The organism is Bacillus sp. KH172YL63 (assembly GCF_011398925.1).
Classification (GTDB): Bacteria; Bacillota; Bacilli; order Bacillales; family Bacillaceae_B; genus Rossellomorea.
This window is the reverse complement of sequence record NZ_AP022842.1, coordinates 181464-193641: the sequence shown is the minus strand read 5'-3', so window position 1 is coordinate 193641 and position 12178 is coordinate 181464. Positions and strand designations below refer to the sequence as shown.

At 44.4% G+C, this 12178-nt stretch carries 10 protein-coding genes; 1 reads left to right on the top strand and 9 read right to left on the bottom strand.

The genetic code is table 11. The features are described 5' to 3' along the window. Positions 1-6: 6 nt before the first annotated feature. From KH172YL63_RS01080 to rpsN, 5 genes are all read right to left on the bottom strand, one after another. The gene (locus KH172YL63_RS01080; RefSeq protein WP_232066085.1) at positions 7-1011 is read right to left on the bottom strand and encodes a permease; all 1005 of its coding nucleotides are present in this window, start codon (positions 1009-1011) and stop codon (positions 7-9) included. A 240-nt stretch (positions 1012-1251) separates the two neighbouring features. Continuing rightward, a complete protein-coding gene (locus tag KH172YL63_RS01075; protein WP_269475182.1) occupies positions 1252-2433 on the bottom strand; it encodes a GTP-binding protein in 1182 nt (393 codons plus the stop codon). 40 nt (positions 2434-2473) lie between these two features. Then, positions 2474-3631, bottom strand: a complete 1158-nt coding sequence (locus tag KH172YL63_RS01070; RefSeq protein WP_173104394.1) for an NAD(P)-binding domain-containing protein — start codon at positions 3629-3631, stop codon at positions 2474-2476. 79 nt (positions 3632-3710) lie between these two features. Then, positions 3711-4067 carry a hypothetical protein gene (locus KH172YL63_RS01065; protein WP_173104393.1) on the bottom strand — a complete coding sequence of 119 codons (357 nt, stop codon included), beginning with the start codon at positions 4065-4067 and terminating at the stop codon, positions 3711-3713. Positions 4068-4106: 39 nt separating this feature from the next. After that, entirely contained in the window at positions 4107-4376 is a 270-nt protein-coding gene (rpsN, locus tag KH172YL63_RS01060; RefSeq protein WP_173104392.1) for a 30S ribosomal protein S14, read from the bottom strand. A 244-nt stretch (positions 4377-4620) separates the two neighbouring features. Here rpsN and KH172YL63_RS01055 point away from each other — a divergent pair, with 244 nt between their 5' ends. After that, positions 4621-5607 (top strand): metal ABC transporter solute-binding protein, Zn/Mn family, encoded by a 987-nt coding sequence (locus KH172YL63_RS01055; RefSeq protein WP_173104391.1) that lies wholly within the window; start codon positions 4621-4623, stop codon positions 5605-5607. Between the two features lie 255 nt (positions 5608-5862). Here the strand turns inward: KH172YL63_RS01055 and glmS are convergent, their stop codons facing one another. From glmS to cdaA, 4 genes are all read right to left on the bottom strand, one after another. After that, positions 5863-7665: a glutamine--fructose-6-phosphate transaminase (isomerizing) gene (gene glmS / locus KH172YL63_RS01050; RefSeq protein ID WP_173104390.1), complete on the bottom strand. Its 1803-nt coding sequence runs from the start codon at positions 7663-7665 to the stop codon at positions 5863-5865. A gap of 846 nt (positions 7666-8511) precedes the next feature. After that, entirely contained in the window at positions 8512-9861 is a 1350-nt protein-coding gene (gene glmM / locus KH172YL63_RS01045; RefSeq protein WP_173104389.1) for a phosphoglucosamine mutase, read from the bottom strand. A 25-nt stretch (positions 9862-9886) separates the two neighbouring features. Then, positions 9887-11128 carry a CdaR family protein gene (locus tag KH172YL63_RS01040; protein WP_173104388.1) on the bottom strand — a complete coding sequence of 414 codons (1242 nt, stop codon included), beginning with the start codon at positions 11126-11128 and terminating at the stop codon, positions 9887-9889. Next, complete coding sequence (cdaA, locus tag KH172YL63_RS01035; RefSeq protein WP_173104387.1) at positions 11121-11957, bottom strand: diadenylate cyclase CdaA; 837 nt, start codon at positions 11955-11957, stop codon at positions 11121-11123. Before cdaA ends, KH172YL63_RS01040 begins: the two co-directional genes overlap by 8 nt. Between the last annotated feature and the right edge of the window lie 221 nt (positions 11958-12178).

The following is a 12178-nucleotide window of genomic DNA, read 5'->3' as shown; positions in this document are numbered from 1 at the left end:
GCCTCCTTACAACAGAAATTGAGTCAGCATGACAGAGAGATAGACGGTTACAGTGACGATTCCTATAAATAAAATGACAAATCTCTTTTTAAAATATGCGAGCATCAATAATGTATTTTTGAAATCGATCATCGGACCATAGACGAGAAACGCAAGCAAAGAAGCAGATGAAAACATGTTGCCAAATGATGATGCAACAAATGCGTCGGCTTCAGAGCACAATGACATGACATAGGCAAACCCCATCATGATCCCAGGGCCGGCCCATTCGCTCGAACCTAGTGACACAATGGTTTCACGATCAAGATAGGTCTGGAATACAGCCGCTAACAGTGCACCGATGATTAAGAATTTCCCCATATCAAAAAACTCATCGCTGGCATGAACCAGCGTCTGCATCAATTTATTGGCCGAATGGTCATGATCGTGATGATGGCCATGACTATGACTTTTCTCCTTAAGAGGATTCCGGTTGCCAAACAACTTGTACAACAATACCCCGATCATCAGGGCAGCGATGAATGCAATCCCCATTCTCCCCATGACCACCGACAGATTGTTTTGAAACGCATAATAGGTTGATAAAAGGACAATCGGGTTCAAGATCGGAGCGGTCACCATAATGACAATTGCGAGATGTGTCGGCATCCCTTTCTTCATTAATCTTCTTGCAACCGGGACGATTGCACACTCACAAACCGGAAGCAGGGCACCCACAAAGATGGCAGGTAAAATAGCCATGTAAGGAAACCTCTTCGGTACCAGCCTCTGCAATAAACTCTCCGAAACAAATACTTGAATGAGGGCAGAGGCAAATACCCCAATCAAAATGAATGGGATGGCTTCTAATAAAATACTCAAAAAGATCGTGATAACATTGACCAGGGAGCTGTTGAACAAGTCATCAGGTATCCACCCCTTCACGAACTCACCGGCTAAAAACAATCCGATGATCAACCCAAAAAGAAAAAGACCTGTCAGGTCCTGTCCTGCTTTTTTTATTTCAAACAACGATCATAAACCTCCTTCCTTCTCAAAACGTAATAATTACGTTTTATATTATACATTACTTCTATTCTTTTTTGATATACTTTATGATGAAAAGTTAATGAATGGGCATGAAGTCCTCCTGTTTGATATCCCATTAATTAATGGAACGACGAAAAATAATCCGAATGATCATCCGTTTTCTATCGATTTCGAATGATCATTCGGACTTTCAATTGAGGACCCGTCTAGTTGATAAATGCATTATCCCTCTACTGTAAAAGCAGGTATTGGATCCTTAAATGCATCCCAATCCTCTTCCATTTCCCTATCCGTTAACAAACAACTGTCTAATGAATTCTCTATTTCTTCCCTGCTCATGTCCATACCGATAAAAACGATCTCGTTCATTCGATCTCCATAAACCGGATCCCAGTTCTCTGCGAGTTCCACTTCTTCTGCCAAAATCTCAAGTCTCTCATTCTCAGGATAAGAGGCCACCCATTCCCCTGCACCTTGAATGATGATTGAGGGACCTGCCTGAGATATCAATCCTGTCATATCGTTACGGGTTGGCAGCCAAAAGAAGCCTTTGGCCCTCACGATATCAACCGGCCACTCCTCCATCCATTTCATGAATCTCTCCGGGTGAAAGGGTCTCTTCCGGCGATATACAAAGGATGAAATACCATACTCCTCCGTTTCAGGTGTGTGCTCTTCCTGTAATTCTTTTATCCAGCCGGCCGCTCCGCTTGCTTTCTCAAAATCAAACAGTTTGGTATCCAATACTTCAGATAATGGGATGTTGGAGTGGAAAGCCTGGATGATCCTTGCTTCTGAATTCAACTTTTGAAGCATGGCTGTTAACTCGACAACGTCTTCCTCTTCCACTAAATCGATCTTATTGAGAACAATCACATTGGCGAACTCGATTTGATCTATAAGTAAATCCACTACTTCCCTTGTATCTCCATCATCCGTTGCCTGCTTCCGGTCAAGCAATGTTTCTCCACTGGCGAAGTCGTGCCAGAAACGATTGGCATCTACAACCGTGACCATTGTATCCAGCCTTGTTTTATCTGTAAGGTCGATGTCCATTTCTTCATCCAGATAGGTGAAGGTTTGGGCAACAGGGATTGGTTCAGAAATTCCCGTGGACTCAATGACGATATAATCGATATCCCCCTGATCGACCAGCCGCTGGACTTCGATCATGAGGTCTTCCCTGAGGGTGCAGCAGATGCAACCGTTCTGAAGCTCCACCAATTTTTCCTCGGTCCGGGCAAAACCCCCGCTCTTTACAAGGGCTGCATCAATATTCACCTCACTCATATCATTCACAATCACCGCAATTCTTCTATTCTCCCGATTGTGTAAAATATGATTTAACAACGTTGTCTTTCCTGATCCTAAATAACCGCTTAATACTGTAACTGGCACTTTCACAATGAAACAACCCTCTCTTGTTATTCGAAATGATTACGATTTATATTGCGTGGTTCACGATTCTTTCAGCTGCTTTTCTTGCCCCTGAAATATTTCGGGACACCGGCCCGATTTCCAACTCTGCCAGCGGTCCTGTCACAAACAAATGATTGCACCAAGACAAATCTTCATTTACTACCGGGAATCCGCATTTCGCACACGATAACTTTTCTTTTAAAATAAGATTCTGCAGCCAGTCCACCTTCATGACATCTTTTGAAAAACCGGTGGCAAATAAAATGGTTCCCGCCTTTATATCCGCATTTCCTTTCATGAGACGCAGGTTGATTTCATCTTCTATCAATTCCCACGACTGAATCTCATCCTGTATAAAGGTACATGCATGGTGACGGTCCAAATTCCGAAGTTTATTCGCTAATTCTCTTGGCATGGAGCCTTTATGACGGGCTTGGTTGATGACGTCTCTTCTTTCATCATGACGGGAAAGTTTTTCAAAACCGCTCATGTTTTTTGGACCAAGCCAGCCGGGATCACTGTCAAAATCATTCACTCTATAAGGATGTCTTGCGACTTGATAGACCTGACCCGGGAATTCCTTACTTAGCTTGATCACCAGATGGGCTGCAGATATTCCACCGCCTATCACAACAAAAGGCGGCTTCATTTGCGGAAGGGATTCGGCAAATACATGCCCAACTTGATTTGGACGGGCTGAGATAAGCTCACTTGCCCATGATGGATAGGCTAATCGATTATTCATTCCTGTTGCAATCACCAGATTTTTCCCGTTGAAGCATTCCGAATTGCTTGTCTTCACTACCCATCCGTCTACCTCTTTTTCGACATGCTCCACCAATCCCTGATGCCATGCTTTGTACAGATCAATTTCTTCTAAAACAGCATGACTATGCTGATTAAACAGAGAAAGGGCCGGCCTCTTGTACGGTCCAAAGAAAAGTTCCCCGCCGTCCTTCTTAAAGGACTGGAGGCTAAAGGGATGAATGTCTATATGATGGACAAAAGGGGAACGCAGAAATGGCATGTCTATCAATCCGGTTAACTTTTTCCATTTATACAATGGCTCCGGGTAAGGATCGATGACACATATCTTTTCAATCGAAACCTTTCTCTTTTTCACCAGATATGTAGCAACCGTACACCCATGAATTCCCCCGCCTATTATGATCCATTCAAACAAACGATCACCACCTGTCCCAGTCTTCAAATCAAAATTATTACGATTTAATGAGCGTACTTTCTTCTTCCTCTGTACTTGCTCAGCCGATATTAAAATAAAAGTATTTCATATGATCAGCTGCCGACCTTTTTTGACGCATCAAAGGGGTACAATCCAACCATTTGATGCGATCAATCTGCGTATCAAGTCGTTGTTGAATTTCCTCTTCAATTTCCCTCATGCTGACCATAAATTGACCAAACGATAAATGAAAATGCTCAGCCGCTTGTTGATGCGGGGCATGCTTCACAAGCAGACCCATGAATTCTTCTGACGTACCAGCCTGTTGCGCCAGTTCATCTTCGATTCGAATCACATACTGATACATCTCTCTCTTACCTTCTGGGAGTGAATTGACGATCTCTCTCGTCAAGATTTCCATCAGATGTCCGTTCATTTATATCACCTGTCCTTGATGTCGAGCCAGCGACGCATATTACCAGCTTGATTTTTTCACCCCGGGAATTTGTCCTTTATGGGCCAGCTCACGGAATGCTATGCGTGACATCTTAAACTTTCTTAGATATCCTCTCGGTCGTCCTGTCACTTCACAACGATTTTTCAATCGAGTCGGTGAAGAATCCCGCGGCAGCTTTCGAAGCCCTTCATAATCCCCTTTTTCTTTAAGCTCTCTTCTTAATGCAGCATACTTTAACACCATCTCTTGACGCTGAATTTCTTTTACTACCTTGGATTTTTTAGCCAAAGGAATTCCTCCATTCATTTAATTAAATCGTAATCGTTACGGTTTAAATCTTTCTAAAAGATATTTAAACACACGCTTGGATAATTTGCAAATATAAATTTTTCATGAGTAAACCGGACGGCAAATTATGCATATTTGAAAACCAGGGAAAATAAATTTTTATATAAAACGTAATAATTACGATTTACAAATCAAAATGATTAGGATAAGATGACATATGAAATACTCACAAAGGAGATTACCCATGAACAAATACCTATTTTTTACACTCGCATTCATTTTATCTATGTTTCTTTCTGCCTGTAATCAGTCTGCAAATAGCGGCAGCCAACCTGATGAAGAAGAGTCGATAAATATCATGACTTCCCTTTACCCACTTCAATATTTTGCCGAACGTATTGGAGGCGATCTGGTGAAGGTAGATGCCCTGCTTCCCCCTGGATCTGACGCTCATACCTTTGAGCCCACTTCTAAAGATTTGATCAGCATTGCTGAATCCGATCTGTTTATTTATAACGGTCTTGGGATGGAATCGTATACTGAAAAAATCACTGAAGCCTTAGAAAACGAGGATACGATCATGGTAGAGGCGACAAAGGGCGTCGATGTCATTCAAAGCTCTCATGACCCGTCTGAAGAAGAACATCACGAAGATGGTGATGCTCATCATGAAGAAGCGCACGATGAAGAGGAGCACCTCCATGGAGATTATGATCCACACGTTTGGTTAGACCCTAACCGAGCCATTGGATTAGCAGAGAATATCCAAGAAGCACTCATCGATCTTCATCCCGAGCATAAAGAGGCATTCAATGAAAATTTCGATGAATTAAAGAAAGATTTAGAGCGTATTGATGCTGAGTTTACATCATTGGTTCAAAGAAATGACCACCCGGAAATTCTTGTTTCCCATGCTGCATACGGATATTGGGAAGACGCCTATGGGATCGAACAATTAGCGGTTGCCGGACTCTCACCTACCGATGAGCCTTCCCAAAAAGAACTGAAGGACATCATCGAAACCGCCAAAGCCCATTCCATTCATTATGTCATTTTCGAACAGAACGTCACGACACGAATTGCTGAAATCATCCAAAAAGAAATCAATGCCAAGCCTTTGAAAATTCATAACCTATCTGTATTAACAGAATCAGACATTGAAAATAAAGAAGACTATCTTTCATTGATGGAAAAGAACGTTGATACTTTAGATGAAGCGCTTCGTGATTGAATACATGCATGCGGTTGAAATAACTGGAATAAGAGAGAGTTAAATTGTTTGGCCAACCAGGTTAATAGTGAACTGGTTGGTTTTTTAGGAGTTGAGAAGGGGTGCAAACACTTTTCCGGTCGGTAAGTAGGGGGAGGATTAATCCTGTACGATTCATTCTATATAGTAAGGGTAGAATGATAAAAGTATTATTTAACACATAAAAAGACATATCCCTTTTTCAGGGATATGTCTCGTTTTCCATCTATTCAATCCTTACTCAACCGTAACCGACTTAGCCAGGTTACGTGGCTTATCTACATCGCAATCGCGGTGCAGGGCAGCGTAGTAAGAAATTAATTGTAATGGGATGACAGAGATAAGAGGTGATAACAATGGGTTAACCTCTGGGATGACGAAGCGATCTTCTTCGTCTTCTAGGCCTTTCATGGAAATGATGCAAGGGTTGGCGCCACGGGCGACTACCTCTTTCACGTTTCCTCTGATGCCCAGGTTTACTTCTTCTTGTGTTGCAAGGGCAACGATCGGTGTACCTTCTTCGATAAGGGCGATCGTACCGTGTTTAAGCTCTCCACCGGCAAATCCTTCTGCCTGGATGTAAGAGATTTCTTTCAGCTTCAGTGCACCTTCAAGACCAACATAGAAGTCAAGTGAGCGGCCGATGAAGAAGCAGTTGCGCGTTGTAGACAGATATTCGCGGGCGATATCTTCAAACTCTTCTTTCGTGTCGCACAGTGCTTCCATCGCAGTCGCAACGATACCAAGTTCCTGTACAAGGTCGAAGCTTTGGTTCGTTCCGCATGCTTGACCTGAAACATGGGCAAGGATGGCAAGAACCGCAAGCTGAGCCGTGTATGCTTTCGTTGAAGCAACAGCGATTTCAGGACCTGCATGAAGAAGCAATGTGTAATCCGCTTCACGTGAAAGAGTAGATCCAGCAACGTTTGTGATTGTTAATGACTTATGGCCAAGCTCTTTCACTTGAACAAGTACGGCACGGCTATCAGCCGTTTCACCACTTTGTGAGATGAAGATGAACAATGGCTTTTTAGAAAGTAAAGGCATGTTATAGCTGAATTCACTTGCTACATGGACCTCAACAGGGATCCCTGCACTCTTCTCGATGAATTGCTTTCCGACAAGACCAGCGTGGTAGCTCGTTCCACATGCAATGATGTAGACACGGTCCGCTTCTTTCATCGCGCCGACGATCGGCTCATCGATGTGAAGCTCGTTGTTCTCGTTTTGGTAAGCCTGGATGATTTTACGCATCACTAATGGCTGCTCGTCGATTTCTTTCAGCATATAGTGAGGGTATGTTCCTTTTTCGATATCACTGGCATCGATCTCAGCCGTGTAAGGAGCACGTTCCATCACTTCACCGATCAGATTTTGGATCTCAACTTTATCTTTCTTTACGATGACCATTTCTTTATCCATCAGCTCAACATACTGGTCCGTTACCTGGATCATCGCCATTGCATCACTTGCTACAACGTTGAAGTCTTCTCCAAGACCGACTAGAAGCGGGCTTTTGTTCTTCGCAACATAGATGGTTTCATCGTTTTCACTGTCTAAAAGGGCAATGGCATAAGAGCCTTTAAGAAGCATTAACGTTTGACGGAAAGCTTCTTCCACCGTGTTTCCTTCTTGTACAATCTTGTCAATAAGCTGTACGATGACTTCTGTATCCGTATCACTCTTGAACGTGACGTCTGTTAAATATTCACGCTTAAGCTGGGAGTAGTTTTCGATGACTCCGTTGTGAACGATTGTGAAGCGGCCTGAGTTGCTTTGATGAGGGTGAGCGTTCACCTGGCTCGGTACGCCGTGGGTAGCCCAGCGGGTGTGTCCGATTCCTGTGTTGCTAGCTACACTGTTATCCACGATTCCGCGAAGGTCTGCAATGCGGCCCTTCTCCTTGAACACATGGATGCCTTCATCGTTTTGAACGGCGATACCGGCAGAATCATATCCGCGGTACTCAAGCTTCTCAAGACCTTTTAAAAGAATTTCTTTCGTATCTGAATTTCCAATATATCCAACAATTCCACACATAATTAATTTATCCTCCCTGAACATGCAAGGGGGCAAGAACTCTTTTGGGGCGAACTTGCCCCCTTATCTCTGTTTGTCATTAGTATTTACGTTTGTCACTTTTTTCTTCCCTTTGTCCGTCAAGTTGCCTCAACGTTTTAAGAAAGAAACTTTCGGTCCGGTGACTGTACGAACCGGGAGGCATCCGCCGAATGCTCGATAAACCTCCACCTCGTCAACTAGATGATCCTTTTCGTATCCATCATCCAGTCCTGGCGCTTTATATATCGTTACCTTACAATCCACCTTTCCTGCTTGACTCACATTTCCATTAAATTTCAAAAATGAAAACAAAATCATCATACACCAGCACGATTCCCCCAGTCAATAAAAACCTGACAATATCAAACAGTTGTCATCACATTGTCATGTTCCCGACACAGAATGGTGTTAAACCCGTTTGTTAAAAGAATGAAGAGCGGCTTGATGAGATCTCCAGTCAGAAAAAAAATGGTTTTTTCTTTATTTTCCTCTCAAAAAAACCGAAATCGAGCTGCTTTTCTTCAATATATCATCTGGAACGGGTCAAATGAAGGTCTCCGTGGTACGTTTACTCGATCAATCTTCCTGCTGGACTGATATATGAGCCGGCTTTCCATATTTATAATCCGCTTTTTCAATATATGAGCCGCTTTCAGACGTTTATGATCCGGGATTTTGAAATATGATCTCCATTTCAAATATATGAGCACTTTGTCGAAAAATCTCCACACCCTGCAGCCGATACGACTACCACATCATCAAAAAACCCTACTAATTAAATATGCATAAGGGGCACGTATTGACCCCTTATGCATATAAATTCAGCTATTCGTTCAGACCCATTTCTTGGTCGACGACTTGTACGATTTCATTGACGTAGCGCTCACACAGTTCTTCTGTAGGCGCTTCAGCCATGACGCGGACAAGTGGCTCGGTTCCTGAAGGGCGTACCAGGATGCGGCCGTTTCCGTTCATTTCTTCTTCAACCTTCTCGATCACTTGTTTGACGGTTTCGTTGTCGGTCACGTGATGCTTGTCTGTCACCCGTACGTTCACAAGCTTCTGAGGGAATTTCTGCATTTCCCCTGCCAGTTCTGATAGTGACTTACCTGTCACCTTCATGATGTTGGCAAGCTGGATGCCCGTCAACAGTCCGTCACCGGTTGTGTTGTAGTCAAGGAAGATGATGTGGCCAGATTGCTCTCCGCCGAGCGTGTAGCCATGCTTCTTCATTTCTTCCACTACATAGCGGTCACCGACAGCCGTCTGGATGCTTTGGATGCCGTTTTCCTCAAGTCCTTTATGGAAACCGAGGTTGCTCATGACCGTGGATACGACCGTCGATTGCTTCAGTTGACCTTGTGATTTCAGGTATTTACCGCAAATGTACATGATCTGGTCTCCATCGACGATTTCACCGTGCTCATCGATGGCGATGATGCGGTCTCCGTCTCCGTCAAAGGCAAATCCAACGTCCGCTCCTTTTTCCTTCACCATCTCAGCAAGAGTTTCAGGGTGAGTCGATCCCACACCTTCATTGATGTTCAATCCATTTGGAGACGCCCCCATCGTGGAGATGTCTGCATCAAGGTCAGCAAACAGATGTGTCGCAAGGGCGGATGTTGCACCGTGTGCACAATCCAACGCAATATGTAAACCATCGAAATCTTCGTCGACTGATTGCTTTAAATATTGCAGATATTTCTGGCCGCCTTCGAAATAGTCGCTTACCTGACCCAAGTCGGCTCCGATCGGACGTGGAAGCTTGTCTTCAGCCTGATCCAGCAGGTCTTCAATTTCATATTCCTGTGCATCCGACAGCTTGAAGCCGTCCGGACCGAAGAATTTGATTCCGTTATCTCCAACAGGGTTATGGGACGCGGAGATCATGACTCCTGCCTGAGCCCCCAATGCTTTTGTTAAATATGCCACACCCGGCGTTGAGATGACGCCAAGACGCATGACTTCAGCTCCGATTGATAGAAGTCCCGCTACCAGTGCACCTTCAAGCATATGTCCGGAAATCCGGGTATCCCGACCAATCAATATTTTGGGACGTGTAGCATCCTTTGTCAGAACATATCCACCGAATCGTCCAAGCTTAAATGCTAATTCCGGTGTCAGTTCCGTATTCGCTACACCTCTTACTCCATCAGTTCCAAAATACTTACCCATTGTCATTCTCTCCTTTTTACAGCCCTTATGCTGATGTGTTCTTTTCTTTGATTTCTATTTTTACGGTTTTGTGCGATAGGGTCCATTCTATATTGTCCGGTCCATCTGCATCTATTTCGACTTCATGTTCACCAGGCTCAAGCCCAGAAAGGTCGAGGGCGAGGGAGAAGTCTTCTTTCGTGACATTGTCCACTTCCCCGTTCTGACCTTTCAGTGCCACGTCGACGACGCCGCCTTCAGGTGACATGATCATATAGTCATAATCGTCGCCCAGTCCTTCAGGTTTGATTTCAAGCCCTGATAGATTCTTCTCTTCGGTCGTATCCACATCCACCTTGATCTTCACTTCCTCAGGAGCGACTTTATTCAAGCCTTCCTGCAGGGAAAGAGGAACCGTGATGGTTGAATCCTTTTTGATTTTGGAAAGGTCGATCTCAGCCAGCAATTCATCGACTTTGTCGAGAATCTCCTGTCTTCCGAAAATCGTTGCCTCTTTCGGTTCCACGGAGATGGATTTCAACGTCGTGCCTTTTGGCAGGCTGCCGATTTGTTTCACGGTCACCGGTACACTCTTGCTCGGGTTGACAACCGATACCGTCACATCCACCACTTCAGGCTCAATCTTCACATTCAGCTTATTGTATTCACGGTCTAGCACCTGTACGCGGGCTTCCCGTGTCACATTTTCATTGATCTCCTCATCAAGATCAAGTGTGGCGATCACATAGGCGATCCGCTCCACTTCTTCCTTGGAGCCAGTCACTTTCACTGTCTTCGGATCAACGGCAAGGCCTTCTGCTTCATAACCGTTTGAGAGGCTGCTGTCGTTGAACTTAGGTTCGATCGTGAATTCCTCTGTCACTTTTTCCCTTACGGATATGTTGGCAAAATCGGGATCAAGCTTCACTTCCAGTTTTTCATTCATATTTTGAATCTGGAGTTCGACTCTGTGTTCACCGATCTCAATATCATTCAAGTCCACATATACTTGAAAATCCTTCAACGTCTTCGTTTGCTGTACGATGGCTTTAGAGCCTTCAATGGTCACATTCACCGTATCAGGCAAACCGGACACTTCAAGATTCTCACTGTCATAGAACACCTCAAGCGGCACATCCTGGATCGTTTCAATCGCATTCTGAGCGTTCCCGCTCCCATTGTTGGCAGTCTTCTGAATATCATCGAAGTTGACCGATAAATAGAGGATGAACGCCAATAACAGTCCGACGATCCGCATGAACCAACGACTTTCCATGAATTTATCCATTTTCTTTCTTCCCCCTAAAGCTCCATTTCGTTGAGGAAGCATTCGTTTTATCGCCAATGAGCTCTACAGTCAGGATTTCTTTGAAGCGCTCCAAAGAGAGGTCGCGATGCAACTCTCCATTCTTTGTAATGGAGATGGCTCCCGTTTCTTCTGAAACAACGATCGTGATACTGTCGGTCACTTCACTCACACCAAGCGCCGCCCTATGCCTCGTTCCAAGCTCCTTTGAAATAAAAGGGCTTTCCGATAAAGGCAGATAGCAGGCCGCCGCTGCGATTTGGTTCTTCTGTATGATCACCGCTCCGTCGTGGAGAGGTGTGTTGGGGATAAAGATGTTTATGAGCAGCTGCGACGTGATCTTCGCATCGAGCGGGATACCGGTTTCGATATAATCACTCATCCCTGTCTCCCTTTCAAGAGTCAAGAGTGCCCCGATCCGGCGCTTTGCCATATAACTTACGGCTTTTGTCATCGATTCGATCATCTGTTCCTGCTCTTCCTCTTCCTGAAGGCCCGATCTTGAGAACAGGCGCCCCCTGCCGAGCTGTTCAAGCGCCCTGCGGAGTTCAGGCTGGAAGATGATGATGATGGCAAGGAAACCCCATGTGAGGGCTTGTTCCATCATCCAGCCCAGCGTATCAAGTCCAAAGATACTGCTCAGGCCCCTGACGATGATGATGACAAAAATACCTTTTAATAACTGTACTGCTTTCGTTCCTTTAATCAGCATGATCAGTTTATAGATTACAAACCATACCACGAGTATATCTACAATATCAGAGACATAATCCAGCGCGGAGTAATCCGAAAAAATATCGATAAACGGCATATTACATCCTCCAATAGCTTAATCGAAAGCGTAAGCCGCCATGTGTGGCTTCTCCATTTTCGTAACGTTCCTATTATAGCACATTTCATCACACTCAAATGAAAGACACCCACGGCCCCATGACTCTTTCTTTCTCTATCATGGACTCACGTTTTTGCATAAAAAAACTGACACGGAAATCTAAAGTGTCAGCCCTTTTGGGGACGGACCTTCGTTTCCAT